The sequence below is a fragment of the Flavobacterium sp. I3-2 genome, from assembly GCF_013389595.1.
GTDB lineage: Bacteria > Bacteroidota > Bacteroidia > Flavobacteriales > Flavobacteriaceae > Flavobacterium.
The window spans coordinates 1,124,675-1,145,354 of sequence record NZ_CP058306.1 but is presented as its reverse complement, the minus strand read 5'-3'; the positions used below and the strand labels follow the sequence as shown (position 1 = coordinate 1,145,354).

Below are 20,680 nucleotides of genomic sequence, written 5' to 3'. Positions count from 1 at the left end.
GTGAAACGTAGTCGAAGAATTTTTTTTAAAGATTTTTCCTAACTTCGAAATGACAATTAAACACCATTGTCATTCTGATCGAAGTGAAACGAAGTCGAAGAATTTAAAGTAAAAGATTTCTCCTAGCGTCGAAATGACATAAAAAAAACCTGCAAAACGAAATATCTTGCAGGTTTGTCTTTTAGTCCAGATTGGAGTGGCATCCTTTTGCTTTTGACTAAAAGTAAAAGATATAACGGAAAGCTGGAAATAGCTTCAAGAAAAAACTATAAACCAAGCTCTTTGATAGAAATTTCGCGCATCTCCCCTTTTCTGATTTTACCAGAGATGGTCATTGGAAAATCATCTACAAACTTCCAATATTTAGGAATACGATAATGAGCAATTTTTTGGTCACAAAAAGCACGTAGTTCTTCTCCGGTTGCTTCTACTCCATCGTGTAATTTTACCCAAGCCATCACCTCTTCGCCATACTTTGCACTCGGAACTCCGATTACTTGAACATCAACAATTTTAGGATGTGTATACAAGAAATCTTCAATCCATTTAGGAGAAATATTTTCGCCACCACGAATGATTAAATCTTTGATACGACCAGTAATAGTAACATAACCATCTTCGTCCATTGAAGCTAAATCGCCAGTATGCATCCAACGGCCTTCATCTAAAACTTCGGCAGTTTTAATTGGGTCGTTCCAATATTTCAACATCACAGAATAACCTCGTGTACACAATTCGCCAGATTCGCCACGTGGAACAATTTTACCCGATTCTGAATCAATAATTTTAATTTCTAAATGGTCCATAACCGTTCCAACTGTAGCAACTTGTTTTTCAAGAGGAACACCGATTTTAGTTTGTGTAGAAACTGGTGACGTTTCGGTCATTCCGTAACAAATACTAATTTCGTGCATATTCATTTCTGATTGCACTCGTTTCATAACTTCAACCGGACATGGCGAACCTGCCATTACTCCAGTTCGTAGCTTTGATAAATCAAAATCTTTAAAATTTGGAAGTCCTAACATCGAAATAAACATAGTTGGAACTCCGTATAACGAAGTACATTTTTCTGATTGTACAGCTTCTAAAGTTTTGGTAGCATCAAAACCATCGTTTGGAATTACCATGCATGAACCGTGCGTTACACAAGCAATATTTCCGATGACCATTCCGAAACAATGATAAAAGGGAACCGGAATACAAACTCGGTCTTTTGATGTATATTTTAAACGTTCACCAATAAAAAATCCGTTGTTTAAAATGTTGTGATGCGATAAGGTTACTCCTTTAGGAAATCCAGTTGTACCTGATGTGTATTGAATATTTACAGGGTCATCAAACTGAACAGCTTTTTCTAAAATATCAAGAATTTCATCCGAAATTTCATTACCTAGTTCAAAAAAAGCATCCCATTCTTCGCTTAAATAAACAACTTGAGTTAAACTTGGACAATCTTCAATCACACAAGAAAGCATTTCTTTATAGTTACTCGTTTTATAATTCACTGCAGAAACCATTAATGAAATTCCAGATTGATTAATTGCAAACTCCACTTCATGTGGACGATACGCAGGGTTGATATTAACAAGAATCACTCCCATTCTGGCAGTTGCAAATTGTAGCAAGGTCCACTCAAAACAATTGGGAGCCCAAATCCCTACTCTATCTCCTTTGGCAATTCCGGCAGCAATTAAACTTTTTACTACCTTTGTTGTATCCTTATAAAATGTTTGGTAATCGGCTTTATAATTCTGATGAACACTAACTAATGCATCGGCTGTTGGAAATTGAGCTACAATTTTCTTCAAATTTTGTCCGATAGTTTCACCTAATAAAGAAATTTCAGATATTCCGTTCACATAAGATATTGTATTCATATTATAATGGTATTTTTATTATATGTCAAATTACAAAAAACAATCTTCACTCAATCTGTTTTAACATTGGTAATTTCATAAAAATATAAGTAAAAAAATACACAGTTTATAAAAAAACAATCTAAATTCTATTTTAGAAAAACAAACATTGGAACGATTTATGTAACATAAATTCGGATAATTTTAAAATAAGGTTAACTTCATAAGGAAGAAATTTCAACTTTATTTTCGTAATTTTAAAAAATAATAGAAAAATAGGTATCGCTTTAATTCCGTATTGATAGCTATTGATTAAAAGAAAAAATGACAAAACAAATAAAAAAATTAGGCAAAAAGGATAAAGATTTTTCAGGAAAAATCCTGAAATTACTATCTAAAAATCCAAGCAAAGCTTATAACTATAAACAAATTGCAGCTGCTTTTGAGGTTGATGATACCAAAAGTAGAAACGAAATCATCAAAGAATTAAAATACTTAACTTCGAAAGAAAAAATAGAAGAAACCGACCGAGGAAAATTTCAAATCGTTGCTAAAACAGATTATATCGAAGGAAAAATCGATATGACATCTCGAAAAACAGCATATTTGGTTTCTCCTGATTTAGAAGAAGATGTGTTTATTCCGACCAATAATTTAAACAAAGCTTTAGACAAAGACACGGTTAAAGCTTATATTTTTAACAAACGTAAAGGTAAAAAGCCCGAAGCAGAAGTTGTTGAAATCATCGAACGTCATAAAACTGAGTTTGTTGGAGTTTTACAAGTCAATAAAACCTTTGGATTTGTGGTAAATGCAAATCCAAAAATGTATGCAGATTTTTTTATTTCGAAAGAAAAATTTAATGGGGCAGAAGATGGTGATGTGGTTTTAGTTGAAATGACCGATTGGCCAGAAAAAGCAAATAATCCGTACGGAAAAATCATTAAAGTTTTAGGAAAACAAGGCGAACATAATACCGAAATGCACGCTATTTTAGCTGAATACGGTTTACCTAGCGATTTTCCGATTGATGTGGAAACCTATGCACAGCATTTAGACACTTCGATTACCGATGAAGAAATTGCAAAACGTAGAGACATGCGTGATGTGTTGACTTTTACAATCGACCCGCGTGATGCAAAAGATTTTGATGATGCATTATCGTTCCAACAACTAGAAAACGGAAATTACGAAATTGGTATTCATATTGCCGATGTTTCGCATTACGTTCAAGAAGGAACCGTTTTAGACGCAGAAGCCTATCAACGTGCCACTTCAGTTTATTTGGTTGATAGAGTAGTACCGATGTTACCAGAAGTACTTTCTAATTTTGCTTGTTCGTTACGTCCGAATGAAGAAAAATACACGTTTTCGGCGGTTTTTGAATTAAACAACAAAGCTGAAATTGTAAACAAATGGTTTGGTAGAACGGTTACGTATTCTGACAAACGAATGGCTTATGAAGAAGCTCAGGTAATTATAGAAACTAAAGGAAATACGATTCCTGCAGAAATTTCGATAACAGGCGAGGAGCAAATCATCGAAAAGCCAATTGTAGATGCAGTTTTAAAAATGGATGAATTAGCTAAAATTTTACGTTCGAAAAGAATGTCTAACGGTGCGATTTCATTTGATAAAGTAGAGGTGAAGTTCCACTTAAACGAACAAGACGAACCAACTGGTGTTTATTTTAAAGTTTCGAAAGATGCCAATCATTTGATTGAAGAATTCATGCTTTTGGCCAATCGTAAAGTTTCTGAGTTTATCGGTAAACAAAAGAAAACCTTTATTTATCGTATTCACGACGAACCGGATTCAGACAAATTATTCAATCTGCAAACGGTAATTAATCGTTTTGGATATAGTTTGAATTTCAAATCAAAAGAAACTATTTCTAAATCGTTAAACGAATTATTAGTTAATGTAAACGGTAAAAAAGAGCAAAACATGGTCGATACTTTAGCTATCAGAACCATGAGTAAAGCAGTTTATTCTACAGAAAATATTGGACATTACGGTTTAGCATTTGATTATTATTCGCATTTTACATCGCCAATCCGAAGATATCCGGATGTTATTGCGCATCGATTATTACAACATTATTTAGATAACGGAGCTTCTGTTAACGAAGAAGAGGTTGAAGAAAAAGCTGTTCATTGTTCACAAATGGAAAACTTAGCGGCAAATGCAGAACGCGATAGCGTAAAATACATGCAAGTAAAGTTTATGCAGGACCATAAAGATGAAGAGTTTTTAGGTGTGATTTCTGGTGTAACCGAATGGGGAATTTACGTTGAAATTGTAGATAATAAGTGTGAAGGAATGGTTCGAATTCGCGAAATTAAAGGCGATTATTATGTATTTGACCCAGAACAATATGCTATGATTGGTGAGACTACCAAAGATATTATTCAGCTTGGAGACGAAGTAATTGTAAAGGTAAAAAATGCCGATTTAGTTAAAAAACAATTGGATTTTAATTTTATTAAAAAAGCTTAGTTATGAAAAATTTATTTATGACCGTTGTTGGATTAATTGCAATTAATTCACAAGCTCAAGTCGAGAAAGACATGGGGACTTTCTCTGATTTAAAAACAACAAATCGAATTAAAGTAGAACTGATTCAAGGTTCTGAAGAAAAAATTGTATTAGAAACTAAAGATGAAAAAGATGTTAGTTTAACCAATAAAAACGGGAAATTAATCATTAAAAATAACATCAAAGAATTGGTTTCTGATTCAGATTATAAAATTGTTGTTAAAGTTTATTTTAAAGAACTAAAAAATATATCTGCAGAATCAGGAAGTTATATTGTTAGTAACAAAAAAATTGATGCTAATTCGTTAAAAATTTCTTCAAACTCTGGTTCTCAAGTCAATTTAAAACTAAAAGTCACCACTTTAGAAGCAAAAGTTTTTGCTGGTGCCAACATAACACTTGAAGGTTCTGGAACAACTGGAACATTAATTGGAACTGCTGGTGGCGTTATTGATGCTTCGAAATTAGTTTTTAACGATGCTACAGCAACTGTAAATGCAGGTGGAAAAATTGAAGTTAACGCTTCAAACACCGTAAATGCAACAACTAGAGCAGGTGGATATGTAAATATTTATGGAAATCCGAAAACTGTAACAGAAAAATCAACTGCAGGCGGAACAATAAAACGTGTCAAATAATTTTTTTGTAACTTGCAATACTTTATACAAATGCCAATTGTGATAATTGGCATTTGCTTTAAATTATAATTATGGACGATTTTATCACAGCAATATCATTAGGCTTTTTTTTAAGTTTTATGATAGGACCTGTCTTTTTTATATTAATTGAAACCAGTATAACCAAAGGAATTAAAGCTGCCTTAACATTTGATATTGGGGTAATTTTAGCTGATATAACTTTTATTCTTATCGCTTATTTTAGTAGTTTTAAATTAATTAGTAAAATTAAAGACGACCCTGCATTATTTATATTTGGTGGTGGAATAATGGCTACTTATGGACTAATTTCTTACGTTAAACTAAAAAAATTAAATAAAGCAGAAATTCATATTGAAACAAATTCTTACAAAAAAAACTATCTTTCTTTATTTGCTAAAGGTTTTTTATTGAATTTCATTAATATTGGAGTTTTAGGTTTTTGGTTAGCTATAATCATTACTATGGGTCCAGAAATGGATATGGTTCCTAAGCGTTTATTTTTATTTTTTACTTATGTAATTATCGCATATTTTATTACCGATTTATTCAAAATATTTTTAGCCAAACAATTACAAAGTAAACTAACACCAAAAAACATCATCAAAGTAAAAAAAATAAGTTCGCTTTTACTGATTATATTTGGAATCGTAATTATGTCAAAAGCATTAATTCCAAGCGAATCAAAGTTTATAGATGAGCAGATTTTTTCAAATACAGACAAAACAGATTCTATCAAATAAAACAAAAAAGTTCTAGTGAAAACTAGAACTTTTTTTCGCTTGAAATAAAAAAAAACTCCTAATAAATTAGGAGCTTTTGTTTGAGGCATCGAGCGGATTCGAACCGCTGTGGACGGTTTTGCAGACCGCTGCCTAGCCTCTCGGCCACGATGCCTTGTGTATTACGAGTGCAAATCTACCACATTTTTTTAAATATCAAAGGCTTTTTTTAAAATTATGCGCGATATTCTTCCATCACAATCGTAACTTGTTCAACATCACCACCAATCGGAGGGTTAATTTTTGAAACTTCTAATACAATTCGTGAAACCTGCGGAATCTCATTGAAAACACGAGCAATAATACGTTTAGCAACATGCTCTAATAACTTTGAACGAATCGCCATTTCTTCGACAACAATTTTATTTAAATGCACATAATCAACCGTGTCTGCAAGTTCATCAGAAATAGCAGATTTTCTCAAATCAGCTTTAATCTCTAAATCTACACGATAATCTGAACCAATTTTACTTTCTTCAACTAAACAACCGTGGTATGAAAACGTACGAATGTTTTTTAATCTAATAATTCCCATTTCTTAAATTTATAACTTCAAAGTTAGTATTTTTTACAGCAAAAATCTATATCAAATAAATCAATAAAATTTGGTAAATTTGTAATCTTAATTCAAGAATATGTCAACAAAAGAAAAATCATTGAATTTCATAGAACAAATCATCGAAGAAGATCTTAAAAATGGTTTGTCACAAAATAAATTACGTTTCCGTTTTCCACCAGAACCAAACGGATATTTACACATTGGACATGCTTCATCAATTTGCTTAAACTTTGGATTAGGTATTGATTATGATGCGCCAGTGAACTTGCGTTTTGACGATACAAATCCGGCTAAAGAAGAGCAAGAATTTGTTGATGCGATAAAAAAAGACGTTGAATGGTTAGGTTTTAAATGGGATAAAGAAGTTTATGCTTCTGATTATTTCCAACAATTATACGATTGGACAATTGAGTTAATCAAAAAAGGTAAAGCTTACGTTGATAGTCAATCTTCTGAAGAAATTGCAAAACAAAAAGGAACTCCAACTCAAGTAGGAGAAGATTCACCATATAGAAATCGTTCGGTTGAAGAAAACCTTGATTTATTCGAAAGAATGAAAAACGGCGAATTCAAAGAAGGAGAACATATTTTACGTGCAAAAATTGACATGGCAGCAACTAATATGTTGATGCGTGATCCGATTATGTATCGTATTATCAACGCATCTCACCACAGAACAGGTGACAAATGGTGTATTTATCCAATGTACGATTGGGCGCACGGAGAAAGCGATTATGTTGAACAAATTTCACATTCGTTTTGTACATTAGAATTTTTATCACACAGAGAATTATATGATTGGTTCTTGGATCAAGTTTGTGTTGAAAATAAAGTTCGTCCAAAACAACGTGAATTTGCACGTAGAAATTTATCACATACGGTAGTTTCTAAACGTAAATTATTACAATTAGTTCAAGACAAACATGTTGCAGGATGGGACGATCCGCGTATGTCAACCATTTCTGGAATGCGCAGAAGAGGTTATACAGCTGCTGCAATTCGTAACTTTGCTGATACGATTGGAATCGCAAAACGCGACAACTTAATTGATGTTTCGTTATTAGAATTCTGTGTTCGCGAAGATTTAAATAAAATTACGGATCGTGTAATGGCGGTTCTTGATCCGGTTAAATTGGTAATTACTAATTATCCTGAAGGACAAGAAGAATGGTTAGATGCCGAAAACAATCCAGAAGCAGAAGAAGTTACTTACAGAAAAGTTCCTTTCTCAAGAGAATTATACATCGAAAGAGATGATTTCTTAGAAGAAGCAAACAGCAAATACTTCCGTTTAACTTTAGGAAAAGAAGTTCGTTTAAAAAATGCGTACATCATCAAAGGTGAAAGTGTTGTAAAAGACGTAAACGGAAACATCTTAGAGATTCACGTTACTTACGATCCAGATTCGAGATCAGGTAGTGGAAGTGAAGCTTCGAAACGAAAAGTAAAAGGAACGATTCATTGGGTTTCGATTCCGCATGCCATACCTGCAGAGATTCGTTTGTATGATCGTTTATTTACAAACGAAAATCCAGACGGAAACAAAGAAGTTGATTTCAAAGAATTTATCAATCCAGATTCTTTAAAAGTGATCACCGGTTATTTAGAACCGAGTTTGAAAACTGCAGAAGATGGTGATAAATTTCAGTTCCAACGTTTAGGCTATTTTGCAGTAGATAAAGATGCTACAACAGATAAATTAGTTTTTAATAAAACTGTTGGTTTAAAAGATACTTGGGCTAAAGTAGAAACCAAATAAATAATAAAAAAGATTTTTCAGTGATTTCAATTGCTAAAAAATCTTTTTTTTATTAACTTTAGTCAAAATTAAACTATAAATAAAAAAATTATGGGAAGAACAGGCGGAACAATCGTAGCAATATTAGCTGGAGCAGCAGTGGGAGCAGTAGCAGGAATTTTATTAGCTCCAGATCAAGGATCTAAAACTCGCAAAAGATTAGGAAGAGGAATAAAATCAGGAAGCGACGAAATTGCTCATAAATTTGATGATTTAAAAAGTCAAGTTAAATCAATGATGAGCGATAAGAAAGAAGATTTAGAATCGACAATCAACTCTTATGTTAAAAAGGCAGGAAGTAAAACAGAAAACGTAATTGAAGTTTTAGAAAAGAAATTAGCAGAATTGAAAAAAGAAGCGCAATCAATTAATTCAAAATAATTTAAAATGGCTTTGAACGAAGAATTAAAAGAAGATTTAAAAAAAATAAAAGACGATGCAAAAGCTTTTATTGATCATAACGTTGAATATTATCAATTGTTAGGATTAAAAATTGGCTCAAAAGCATTTAGTTTAATACTAAAGATTTTTCTTTTAGCTCTTTTTCTATCAATAGCACTATTATTTATATCGTTTGCTGCAGCTTTTGCTTTAGGAACTCTTTTAAATAGTAATACTTTAGGATTTTTAATAATTGGCGGTATTTACTTAATTATTTGTGCAATCGTTTATTTAAACAGAAAAGCACTTATAGATATTCCGGTTATCAAAAAGTTATCGGACATTTTCTATAACAATTAATCTTTAGCAGTTTTAATTATGAAAAAATCATACAGTTCTTATGCTGAAATAGATAAACAGTTAGAAATTTTAAAAATTGAACGCGAGATAAGATTACTAAAAATAATCGAATCTTCAGAACATATTACAAATCAATTTACAACAGGTAACTTGTTTAAACTTGGAATGAGTTCTTTAGGTAATTCAATCGGTCAATCAAAACAATTTAAAGTTTTTATATTCACAACCATTTTAAAATTCTTTGTACGAAGACTTTTTAAAAGAAAATAAGCTTATTCTATAGCTTTATTTACGAAATATAAGTATAAAAAAAACCGCTTTGAAAGCGGTTTTTTTTGGGTTTTATAATTAAATATCATCTGAATATAAATCTTGAGATGGTTTTTCAAAATCATCTATTCTGCTATCTTTTTTAGGCTTTGCGTTATTAGCCTTCATTGTTTCAGAAACTTGATTACTTGCTGCAAATGATGTGATCATATTATTCAACATGTCATTTGCCGCTTGAGGTGAGTTTGGTAACAAAATTAAATTAGAGTTATTTTCTGCTCCGATTGCTTGCAACGTATCATAATGTTGAGTAACAACAATTAAAGAAGATGCTTCGTGAGAGTTGATTCCAACTTTATTTAATACATCAACGCTTTCTACTAAACCACGAGCAATTTCTCTACGCTGATCCGCGATACCTTGTCCTTGTAAACGTTTAGATTCTGCTTCAGCTTTAGCTTTTGCAACGATACGAATACGACTTGCTTCTGCTTCATATTCTGCAGCTGTTTTTTCGCGATCTGCGGCATTAATTCTATTCATCGCATTCTTTACCTGAATATCTGGATCAATGTCCGTAATCAACGTATTTATGATATCATATCCATAAGCAATCATTGCTTCATTTAATTCGCGTTTAACTGCTATTGCAATATCATCTTTACGTTCAAAAACATCGTCTAATTTTAATTTAGGAACCTCAGCACGTACAACATCGAATACATAAGAAGTAATTTGATCATGCGGATATTCTAACTTATAAAAAGCTTCGTAAACACGATCTTGTACCACTTTGAACTGAACGGAAACTTTCATTTTAACAAACACGTTATCTTTTGTTTTCGTTTCGATAATTACATCTAATTGCTGAATTCTTAAGTTAACACGACCAGCAATTCGGTCAATTATTGGAATTTTTAACTGTAAACCTGATTGACGAATAGAATTATATTTTCCAAAACGTTCAACAATTACAGCACTTTGCTGTTTTACAGTAAAAAAGGAACTTAATAATATAATAATTAAAATTATTACAATAATGTAGATTGGATACATAAGTTAGTTTTTATTAATTAATTTAGTGAAAATACAATATTTTTTTAGAATATTAAAACAAACTTACTTTTTAAGTAAGATAATTTTCACATTTGTGTTTGCCAATAAACCAATATAATCTGCTACTTCTGGATATAAAAGAGTTATCAAACCTGAAATCTGATTCACGGAAACTTGAATAATCATTTCGGTATTGTTTTCTGTTACAACAGTTCCAGTGATATTTGTATCAAAAAGAGTTAATGAAATTTGATTTCCATTTCGATTCCAAGCTTGTTCCGTTTCTGTAATCGCACAGGTACCTTGTTCGTGCTCAAATAAAATCGCTGAGTTATTATTTACAATACGAATATAATCATTTGGGCAACCTTGTGCATGCGGATAATCAAGTTGATAATTAATAGCTTCTACAATAATTTGTTTTGGAATCCATTCAACTACATTTGGAGTTGGATTTACTTCATTAGTAGGTGTTCCGTCATCAGAACTACAAGAAACAATAGTTAATAATCCAAAAAGGATAAAAAATAAACTGATTTTTTTCATAAAACATTTTTTTAACGTTACACAAGTATATAAAAAAAATCCCAAAGAGATGGGATTTTAGAAAATTTAGAAAAAAAAAAAATTGTTGTTTGTTGATATGAAAAAAATATCAATACTTTAAAATAATCAAGGGCATTTGTTTATTTAAAGTATTCAAATATATAAAATTTAAAAACATAATTCAAAACAATATTTTAAATTTTTACGTTAATTTTTAGTTATATCTTATAAGTATTAGAAATTCTTTCTAAAACATTAGCTTTACCTAGCATAGAAATTATTTCGAATAAATCTGGTCCTTTCATGGCACCAACAATTGAAACTCGTAATGGTTGCATGATTTTACCCATTGGTAAATCGTTTTCTGTAATCCAATTTTTTACGGCTGTTTCAATGTTCTTAGCTTCGAAATCATCAATCGAATTGATAACTACAGCAACTTTATCTAACAATTCGTTTGTATCTTCTTTCCAGTTTTTTAATGCTTTGGGATCAAATTCTGTCGGAGCAACAAAAAAGAAATCAGATAAATCATAAAGTTCAGTCACAAAATTCGCACGATCTTTTACTAATGCAACCACTTTTTCAACATAATTGATATCAGTTGCAATTCCTTTTGCTTCTAAAACTGGTAAAAATAATTCAGCAATTTCTAGGTCTGTCTTAGAAATTAACCATTGGTGATTGAACCATTTATTCTTTTCTGGATCAAATTTAGCACCCGATTTATTCACACGACTGATATCAAAACTTTGTGTTAATTCATCCATCGTATAAATTTCTTTATCTGTTCCGTCGTTCCATCCTAATAAAGCTAAGAAGTTAACAACAGCTTCTGGAAAATATCCTTTTTCTCTGTAACCAGAAGATATTTCTCCTGTTTCTGAAGTCCATTCTAATGGGAAAACAGGGAAACCTAATTTATCACCATCACGTTTAGATAATTTTCCGTTTCCTACAGGTTTTAAAATCAAGGGTAAATGTGCAAATTCTGGAGATTCCCATCCAAAAGCACGATATAACATAAAGTGAAGTGGAAGTGAAGGTAACCATTCTTCGCCACGAATTACGTGAGAAGTTTCTTGTAAATGGTCGTCAACAATGTTTGCTAAATGATACGTTGGCATTCCATCAGACTTGAAAAGAACTTTATCATCTAACAACGACGTATTGAATTTAACTTCGCCACGAACCAAATCGTTAACTACTAAAGTTTCGTCAATTGGAGTTTTAAAACGGATCACGTAAGCATCGTTATTATACAAACGTGCATCTAATTCTTCGTGCGTCATATTTAAAGAAGTTGCTAACTCTTCTCTAATCGTATGATTGTAAATAAATGTTTTACCATCAGCTTCAGCTTGTTTTCTAAGAACATCTAATTCTTCTGGTGTATCAAAAGCATAATAAGCTGAGCCGTTATGAATCAATTGTAAAGCAAATTCCTTATATAAATGTTTGCGGTCACTTTGACGGTAAGGTCCAAATTTTTCGTTTTTCTCGATGGTTTCATCAGGTTCAATTCCCAACCATTTCAAAGCTTCAAAAATATAAGCTTCAGCTCCAGGAACAAAACGAGTTTGGTCGGTATCTTCAATACGGATATAAAAAGTTCCGTTATTTTTTTTTGCGAATAAATAATTAAAAAGGGCAGTTCTTACGCCGCCAATATGTAATGGTCCAGTCGGACTTGGTGCAAAACGCACTCTAACTTGCTTAGACATTTGCATTTAATTTTTTACAAATATACAACTATCAACAATTTGAAAATTATCTTTTGTCAATAAAAGTAATGGTTTTTCTACTTAAAGGGTTAAAGATGATTTTTTGTAATTCTTTTGGGTCATCAAACACGATATTTGGAGTTACACGTAATTTGGCTCTGAAATAATCTTTTATTTTAGACAAAAATTCGATGGATTCATCTTCGGAATGAATTCGGATATTGATTTCATCGGTTCCGATGTCATTGGTTTCAATTTCGATTAAATGCATTTTAATTTCTTCAAAATGAGAAAGTACATCTTGCATTGCCGGCGGATAAAGCGTGGTTCCTTTATATTTAATCATCTGTTGTTTTCGACCTTCAACAGGACCGATTCTGTACGTATTTCTACCGCATTCACACGGATTAGAATGTTTACGAACCAAATCTCCGGTTTTAAAACGTAACAACGGAATTCCTTCTATTCCTAAGTTTGTTATAGTTAATTCGCCTAGTTCGCCATCAGCAACCACTTGATTGTTGTCATCTAAAATTTCGGTAATAATCAATTCCGGATGATGATGTCCACCAACTTGATATTCACATTCGGTAAAAGCTGCACTCATTTCGGTAGAAGCGTAAGTCGAAAACAATTTAACATCCCACTTTTCGCTGATTCGTTTAGCTAAAATCGAAGGTTCTAAATCAGATGTGCGCAAAGCTTCTCCAATACAAACAACACCTTTAATGCTTGAATTTTTGTAATCGATATTATTTTGTTCGGCATATTCAATTAATTTCAGCAAAAAAGAAGGAACGCCAATCAGATATTTTGGATTGTATTTTAAGATAGAATCCCATTGTAATTGTGGGATTCCAGCACCAACACGAATAACTCCTGCACCCAATTTTCTAAGTCCTAAAAAATAGGCCAAACCAGCCATAAATCGGCGGTCTATGGTGGTCATTAATTGAACCAAATCTCCTTTTTGAATTCCTGCACATTGAAAAGAAATCATTTCGTTGTAAGCCAAACGATCTAAATCTTTATCTGTTAATCCAAAAGTTACAGGATCACCTAATGTTCCGGAAGTTGTTGCGTAATCAATGATTTCTGTCATCGGAACACAAAAAAACGATTCGTTATTTAACTGAATATCTGTTTTGGTCGTAATTGGCAAACGTTGCAAATCTTCCAAGGTTTTAATTTCTTGGATATTGATGTTTTCTTTTAAGAACAACTCACGATAATAGGGCGAATGATTCTGTAAATAAACCAACAATTCTTGAAGTTTTGTTTCTTGAAATGTTTTGATTGCTGCGATGGATTGCGTTTCTATATTTGGAATCATTGTAATTTTTTTCTGATTTTTTGCAAATAATCGTTTATGGTTTCGATATCATAAACGGTTGTAACTTCTTTATTCAAAGCTTTTTCAAAATAGATTTGAGCTTTTTCGAACTGATTTTGTAAATAATAATATTTTCCAATTTTAAAATAAACCAACCAAAATTCGGGATTTAATTTTATATAATACGAAATTTCATCTTCAGAAATTTTTTCGTTGTTAGCCGTTTTTTTATCGACATAAACATCAAATGTTTTAAAAGTTTCAAAATTCTTAAAAGCTTCAGAATCAATAAATGCATCTTCTTCGACAAACAAACTATCAATCATTAAACTTGATGGCACGAATTTTCTTTCAGAATTGAAAACTTCGTCTAAATCATAAGCTGTAAAAGCTGCCAATTGATTGGGATTTGATGAAACCCAAAACAACTTCTCTGACGGTTTAAAAACGACCGAATGATGCGCATACAATTGATTTAAGGCTTTTTCGTTTCCTAAACCTAATTCGGCTTCATTTAAACCTTTGGTATCTCGTAAAATCGAAATTGCATCTTTAAAATCTAATTCGTCAAAATGATTAAGCGATTCGCTAACTTTATCCCAACGATAATTTGAATGTGATTTTTGTTTGTGTTCCGTATTTCTTGCATCGTTCTCAAAAACTTCACTTTGAAAATGATTTGAACAAATAATTTCGTTTGCATTTTCTTGTTCATAAACTCCAAATTTATCGGGAGCCATTTCAATAATAACCGCTTTATTTTCATTTCCGCTTGAAACTAAAATAGATTCAGAAACAAAAACTTCACGACTTTGGGCAATCGCAATAGCTTCATCGATATTTTTTGCATATTGAAGAATTTCACGAGCAATTAAAGAAATCGGCGTTTTGGATTGCATCGGAATTGACGATTTTCCTGCGTTTAAAGTAACGGTAATTCCTTCGAGATTCATTCCGGAAGTAACACCAATCATGCCAGCCCAAGTAATCGAAACAAACGGATAACCAGCATCAGGTTTTACAAAGGCAATGATTTTATTTTTAGAAAAATCGTCGTTTACATAAAAATCGAAATTTCGTCCAACCAACAAATTCTTATCAACAGATTTGGTATTCCAAACGGCAAACGACGTACAACCAACCAACATCAAATCCTGAAAAGCATGACCAATATCGTGAGCGCCATGTAAAAACAAACATCGTTTGTATTTTGATGAAAGATAATCGTAATCGTTTGAAGCAAATTGCGCTAAATGATAAATTTCTTCTTTGTATTCGTCGGTTACATGATTACTTAAATTGCGATTATAAAATTGTAAAAAATGAAATAAAAATTTTTGCTTGTTTTGATTTGGAATTAAATTTTCGACTTTCTCGAACAAAGCGCTTTCTTGAAAATGATATAAATCTTGAGATAACATTCCCATTTTTGCACCAATTTCTGCCGGTGAACCCGAAACATACATTTCCCAATTACCGACTTTATTTTTCAAAAGAAAATTATCATCAATAACGCGTATACTATCATTTTCAACAACTAAATTAAATTTGTCTGTTTTATTGCTTGCGAAAATTTGCTCTTGCTTTTTTATTTGTTGCGCTCCGCATGAAATCAGAAAACAACTTATCAAAAAGATAAATATTGAATGCTTATTCATCAGGTTTCGTATTAATTTTATCAAACAAATATTCTTTTCCAATAATTTCTGAAACGGTAGCAAAAGCAGAAATGGTAACACCTAAAATTCCGTGCATTCGAACATTTTGTCCAGTAAGAAATAAATTTTTTACCTTAGTTCGAGATGAAATAAATGTTTTCATTGGCGCATCAGATTCTTTTTCAAATCCATACATATTTCCGCGCTCGCAACCAATATAATCGCGGTAAGAAAGCGGAGTAGAAGCATAAATTGAAATGCAATTTGATTTAATATCCGGGAATTTTTCTTCGACCAAACGCAAAAGTCTTTCTGTACGATTTTCTTTAAAAGCAAGATAATCTAATCCGCGATTTGAAACATCGTTAACCGTATTAAAAGTATTTTCCCATTGCGAAACTTCATCGAAATTCATGTAAGTCATCACGGTTAAACTCTCACAAAACTTCTGATTTTCTTTACTCAATCCTGTTGTAATCACTGCCATTTGTGGCCAATTTTCTCCTTGTTCAAAAGCCGAATTTAAAACGGCATTTTCATCTTTAAAATGATACAAATTATGATTGAAATAGGGAATGGTATCGGGTTTTAAAACCAAATGCAAACTAAAAACCGAAGGAACAACTTTTAATGAATTGATTCGATTTGAAAACGGTTTTCCAAATTTCTCAAATCCAACTAAATTTAAAGTGTGTTTTAAATTGATATTAGAAATAAAAATATCTGCAAGAAAAGTTTCGGTTTTAGTGAAACAAAAACTAATCTTATTATCAGAAGTTTCAAAACCAATTACTTCTTGATGTTTAAACAAATCTGCACCGAACGCTCTAAGTTTCTTGATTAATATTTTGGATATTTGACTGCCGCCTTTAATTACACGCCAAGCGCTATTTATGTACGAATTTACGCTTAATGCATGTACGTAAAATGGCGTTTGTTTGTTTAATGCGTATAAAAAATTAGAACCTAATAAAACCGCTATTAATTTTGTATTTGATGTAATGCTTTTTAAAAAATCGATGGTGTTTATTCGTAAAAAATCTTCGTTATAACCAAATCCGTTTTCTAAATTATACATCGGAAATGAATCGCAAATTTCTTGAATTTTTTCAACGTAATTTCGAATAGCTTTTTCTTCGTCAGGAAAATAAACTAATAATTGATTTATAAAATTATCGTAACCTTGAGCGTGTGGAAATTGATTTTCGTCCTTAGAAAACGAAATCAAATCAAAACCATTTTCGTCTAATTTTGAAAGCTTTAACTCCGAAATAATATCTAAATAAGAAAAATATTTGAATAAATTTTCATCTTCAGCCAAACCTCCAATGTAATGAACACCGGTATCAAAGATGGTTTTATCACGCGCAAAGGTTTGAAGATTACCACCGTATTGATTGTTTTTTTCTAGAATACAAACTTTTTTGCCTTCCATTGCCAATATCAAAGCAGAAACCAAACCGCCTAAACCGCTACCGATTACAACAACATCATACTTTTTCATTTGAATCTTTTTGGAAAACAATTACTTGGTCTGTTTCATTAATCTTTTTAAAATTAACGAATTCTGTGAAATAATTATTGATTTTTAAAACGATGATTTTTTCGATTTGATTTGGAATTTCCAACGCATTATCGCAAGAAATCAATAACGTTTTTCGAGTTTCATCAACATCATTCAGTTGATTGAAATATATAATTTTTCGAATCTTAGTGATGTAATTAGTTGAAGCAATATCACTTTTTTCTACATCTGAAATTACGGTTTGTATGTTTCTGTTAGCTTGTTGCATGGTTAACAGAAAATCGATTTGCCCGTAATTATTTGCCCAATGAATTAGCTTTTCGTTTTTAGCAACAAACAGATTTAATTGATGATACGTTCTTTTATTTTTATTAAAATCAGATTTTACTTCTTTGACAATTCCTTCTTCTTTGTATAAAAAGCTTAAAAATAATTTTTGTCTGAAATAATTTTCATCTTCTAGTTGTAAGCGAACTTCATCGAATTTAGTTTTGCAATATTTACTGATTTTTTTGGTTCGTTCTGCATAACCAATTCCAAAGCGTTCGTCATTTGGCGTAATTCGTTCATCAACATAATCGATGATTTGTCCGTCGTAAATAATAAAATCTCCTTTTGGAATGATTTCAGAATTCCCTTGAATATAAATCGGTAAAATATCTAATTGAAGTTTTTCTGCCAAGAAAAATGCTCCTTTATGAAAACGCAACATTTCGTTTGAATACGAACGCGTTCCTTCAGGAAAAATCATCAAAGAAAAATCGCTTCCTAAACGTTCTTTAAGTTTATCGACATTGCCATCTAAACCTTCAGAAACAGGAAAGAAACCTGCTGCACGAACCGCACGTCCGAAAATTGGAGAATTGTAAACCCAATCGTTAATTAAATAAACAATATTTGGATTGTACATTCCAATTGCCAAGGTATCTAAAAACGAAGTATGATTTGAAATAATAATCGCTTGTTTTTTAAAAGTTTCGTTATTCGGATTTATCAATCGGTTCTTTACCGTAGGTTTTAAATGTAAAACGCTATACTGAAAAATGGACATCGCTTTACCAAAAATTTTATAGCGTTTGTTTTTAGAAACAGGTAATATTTTTAGTAAGATTCGAAGAACAATAGATAATAAAATTCCGAATACAGCATAATAAATAAAAAACACAACGGTTTGTAAAAACAAAATCAAACTTACCGGCGATTTCCCTTTTCTTGGTCGATTGCTGATAACGATTTTGAACAAAATTGGGTAAAAAACAAAAGTGATTAATACCGCAGAAAAAACACCAATTAAGGCAACCGCAGCAATTGATTTTAATGCAGGATGTTGCGCAAAAATCAAAGCACCGATTGCTAAAATAGTCGTTAAAACCGCTAATAAAATTGAGGTTCTATAAACTTGTAATTCGTTTTTACCAGTTGTATATTCTTTTTGTAATGCACTTGTCATAAATATACTAAAATCGACTCCATGTCCAAAAATCAAAGTACAAACAATGGTGCTAAAAATATTAAAATCAATTCCAAACAATCCCATCAAACCTGCGGTAATAAAACCAGTAATTGCAATTGGAATTGAGCTGATTAAAACCAATTCAATTCGTTTAAAGAAAAACCAAAGAATGATTAAAACTGCCAAAAATGAATAATTGATTAAGTTATTAAAATCCGAAACCAATTCGCCTAAAAAAGTTTCATTCATTTGTTGACGGTCAATTACGGTAATGTTTTTGTCCTGATTGAAAAGAGCTACAAATTCATCTCTTTTTTCTTCAGGAATTTTAACCGTTGTAGCAGCCGTAAAAAACCCGTCTTTTTCAGTTATAAATTCGTCAACAAATGCAGGATTTAATTCTTTATAATCCGTTAATTTAAGTGGTTGAAAATCTTTGCGAAGCACATCATAAAATGGTTGATGCGTTGTTGGTTTAAATCCATAAATAGCACCTTCAGAAATGAGTTGTTTTTCAAGATTTTCGATACGATTTGAATCCCAAAACGCATTCCATTTTTCTATTTTTTGTAATTGTTCTTTTTCAGATAAAACAATCTTTCCAACCGATGCGATTTCAAGGACATTCAACTTGTCTTTATTATCAGATAAGTTAGCATACAATTCAGAATTGATTTGCAATAAACTATCTAATGATGCGGCGTGACTTACTAAATACAAAGCTTTAGAAGTTTCATCTGATGTAGCTTCGAGTTTACGTTCTGACGCTTGTAATTCTTTCGGAATAAAATTAATCTTAGATAAATCGTCATCAAAAGAAACTTTTCCGAACGTAAAAAAGCTAATTCCGATTAAAATCAAACTAATAGCCAAAAGAACTTTGCTTGAATGAAACGAATATCCAGCCAGTTTATCGATAATTGAACTTTCTTTAAGTTCATTTTTTGAAGGTTTGTACAAATGCGGAATAATCAACAACGAAAAAAATGCCGAAAACATTACAGCAATTGCAGCAAAAATACCTAAATCTTTAAGTGCATCAGAATTGACAAACAGCAAACAAATAAAGGCAACTGCTGTTGTAGAGCTGCTCATTAACAAAGGTTTTGTAATTTCTTTATATAACGATTTTACATCGCTCGTAGCTTTGTAATGCGTTAAAATATGTAAGGCATAATCGATGGTAATTCCTAACAAAACGGCTCCGATACTTAATGAAATTGCAGAAATGGAATCTTTATAAAAATATAAAAAGCAAAGTGCAGCAAAAGCTCCAAAAACAGAAGGAAGAAAAATAATAATTGGAATTAAAATTTTTCGGTAAAACAAAACTAACAACAACATCAATGCGGTCATAGAAACGGCAACAGTAGTTAAAATATCGGTTTTAATTTGTTTTGCATTGGCCACTGCAATTAACGATGAACCAAAATAATCTACGGTTACTTTGTTTTTATATTCTTGATTTAATTGCGATTGAATTCCATATAAAATTTCAGAAAACTTAGTGTTTTGTTCAGTTTCGCTTCCAGATAATTTGGGATTTATAAATAGTAATAATTTACTTTCATCTTTAGTTAGCAAAAATCCATCTTTAAGAATAAAGTCGCTATTGCCATTAAAATTTTGAAGTTTTTTCAGAGCGATAAACGAAATTCCTAACGGGTCGTTTACAATAAAATCTTTTGTTACAATAGATGAAGGCGAAGTTAAAGCTTCATAATTCTGCGAAACTTTTAAAGCGATGCTATCTTTTTGAAGTTTATTTTCAATTTGCTTATAATCGGATGCATCCAAAAACATCGGCAAATTTTCATTCGTAAAAGTAAATGCATGCGTAATAAAATCTTCATCAAAATGACCTTGAATATTTTTGATATAAGCATCTGCAACAGGAATAGTATCTAAAAATTGATTCGCAACCTGAGTTAAATCATCTACGTTTCCTAAAGAATCTTTTTCGATGATGACAGCAATTTTATCAGTGAAATTTAATTGTTGTAAGATTTTTGACGTAACATTTGTTTTTTCATTCTTGGGAATAATACGCGTAATGTCCTCTTCAAATTTAATTTGTGAAGCAAAAAAAGCAGTTATTCCTAAAAAAACAAAAGCTCCAATCAGAGCAAAAGCTTTATTTTTCTGAATCCAAAGATGTATTTTGTAAAAGAAAATATGCATT

General features: G+C 31.5%; 16 protein-coding genes and 1 tRNA gene. 7 read left to right on the top strand and 10 right to left on the bottom strand.

Annotated features, from left to right (window positions below):
- Positions 1 to 266 precede the first annotated feature (266 nt).
- Complete coding sequence (locus tag HW119_RS05370; protein ID WP_177761898.1) at positions 267 to 1,880, bottom strand: AMP-binding protein; 1,614 nt, start codon at positions 1,878 to 1,880, stop codon at positions 267 to 269.
- A 303-nt stretch (positions 1,881 to 2,183) separates the two neighbouring features.
- On the opposite strand from HW119_RS05370, the gene rnr reads away from it, so the two are divergent.
- From rnr to HW119_RS05355, 3 genes are all read left to right on the top strand, one after another.
- Positions 2,184 to 4,358: a ribonuclease R gene (rnr, locus tag HW119_RS05365; protein ID WP_177761896.1), complete on the top strand. Its 2,175-nt coding sequence runs from the start codon at positions 2,184 to 2,186 to the stop codon at positions 4,356 to 4,358.
- A 2-nt stretch (positions 4,359 to 4,360) separates the two neighbouring features.
- A complete protein-coding gene (locus HW119_RS05360) occupies positions 4,361 to 5,035 on the top strand; it encodes a head GIN domain-containing protein (protein ID WP_177761894.1) in 675 nt (224 codons plus the stop codon).
- 68 nt (positions 5,036 to 5,103) lie between these two features.
- A complete protein-coding gene (locus tag HW119_RS05355) occupies positions 5,104 to 5,796 on the top strand; it encodes a LysE family translocator (protein ID WP_177766541.1) in 693 nt (230 codons plus the stop codon).
- Between the two features lie 83 nt (positions 5,797 to 5,879).
- On the opposite strand, the gene HW119_RS05350 is transcribed toward HW119_RS05355, so the two are convergent.
- Positions 5,880 to 5,950 (bottom strand) — tRNA-Cys (locus HW119_RS05350).
- 60 nt (positions 5,951 to 6,010) lie between these two features.
- Positions 6,011 to 6,370 (bottom strand): dihydroneopterin aldolase, encoded by a 360-nt coding sequence (folB, locus tag HW119_RS05345; protein ID WP_177761892.1) that lies wholly within the window; start codon positions 6,368 to 6,370, stop codon positions 6,011 to 6,013.
- 100 nt (positions 6,371 to 6,470) lie between these two features.
- Here folB and HW119_RS05340 point away from each other — a divergent pair, with 100 nt between their 5' ends.
- From HW119_RS05340 to HW119_RS05325, 4 genes are all read left to right on the top strand, one after another.
- Positions 6,471 to 8,153, top strand: a complete 1,683-nt coding sequence (locus tag HW119_RS05340) for a glutamine--tRNA ligase/YqeY domain fusion protein (protein WP_177761890.1) — start codon at positions 6,471 to 6,473, stop codon at positions 8,151 to 8,153.
- 90 nt (positions 8,154 to 8,243) lie between these two features.
- Positions 8,244 to 8,573: a YtxH domain-containing protein gene (locus HW119_RS05335; RefSeq protein ID WP_177761888.1), complete on the top strand. Its 330-nt coding sequence runs from the start codon at positions 8,244 to 8,246 to the stop codon at positions 8,571 to 8,573.
- A gap of 6 nt (positions 8,574 to 8,579) precedes the next feature.
- Positions 8,580 to 8,933: a competence protein gene (locus tag HW119_RS05330; RefSeq protein WP_177761886.1), complete on the top strand. Its 354-nt coding sequence runs from the start codon at positions 8,580 to 8,582 to the stop codon at positions 8,931 to 8,933.
- An 18-nt stretch (positions 8,934 to 8,951) separates the two neighbouring features.
- Positions 8,952 to 9,203, top strand: coding sequence for a DUF6327 family protein (locus HW119_RS05325; RefSeq protein ID WP_177761883.1), 252 nt, complete (start codon positions 8,952 to 8,954; stop codon positions 9,201 to 9,203).
- Positions 9,204 to 9,281: 78 nt separating this feature from the next.
- Here the strand turns inward: HW119_RS05325 and HW119_RS05320 are convergent, their stop codons facing one another.
- The 7 genes from HW119_RS05320 to HW119_RS05290 all read right to left on the bottom strand — a co-directional run bounded on the left by HW119_RS05320 (position 9,282) and on the right by HW119_RS05290 (position 20,679).
- Positions 9,282 to 10,259 carry an SPFH domain-containing protein gene (locus tag HW119_RS05320; RefSeq protein WP_177761881.1) on the bottom strand — a complete coding sequence of 326 codons (978 nt, stop codon included), beginning with the start codon at positions 10,257 to 10,259 and terminating at the stop codon, positions 9,282 to 9,284.
- A 63-nt stretch (positions 10,260 to 10,322) separates the two neighbouring features.
- Entirely contained in the window at positions 10,323 to 10,805 is a 483-nt protein-coding gene (locus tag HW119_RS05315) for a hypothetical protein (protein WP_177761879.1), read from the bottom strand.
- Positions 10,806 to 11,023: 218 nt separating this feature from the next.
- Complete coding sequence (gene gltX, locus HW119_RS05310) at positions 11,024 to 12,529, bottom strand: glutamate--tRNA ligase (protein WP_177761878.1); 1,506 nt, start codon at positions 12,527 to 12,529, stop codon at positions 11,024 to 11,026.
- Between the two features lie 46 nt (positions 12,530 to 12,575).
- Positions 12,576 to 13,862: a phenylacetate--CoA ligase family protein gene (locus HW119_RS05305; RefSeq protein WP_177761876.1), complete on the bottom strand. Its 1,287-nt coding sequence runs from the start codon at positions 13,860 to 13,862 to the stop codon at positions 12,576 to 12,578.
- Positions 13,859 to 15,520, bottom strand: coding sequence for a C45 family autoproteolytic acyltransferase/hydolase (locus tag HW119_RS05300; protein ID WP_177761874.1), 1,662 nt, complete (start codon positions 15,518 to 15,520; stop codon positions 13,859 to 13,861). Before HW119_RS05300 ends, HW119_RS05305 begins: the two co-directional genes overlap by 4 nt.
- A complete protein-coding gene (locus tag HW119_RS05295; RefSeq protein WP_177761872.1) occupies positions 15,513 to 17,024 on the bottom strand; it encodes a phytoene desaturase family protein in 1,512 nt (503 codons plus the stop codon). Before HW119_RS05295 ends, HW119_RS05300 begins: the two co-directional genes overlap by 8 nt.
- Entirely contained in the window at positions 17,011 to 20,679 is a 3,669-nt protein-coding gene (locus HW119_RS05290) for a 1-acyl-sn-glycerol-3-phosphate acyltransferase (RefSeq protein ID WP_177761870.1), read from the bottom strand. Before HW119_RS05290 ends, HW119_RS05295 begins: the two co-directional genes overlap by 14 nt.
- Position 20,680: the final 1 nt, after the last annotated feature.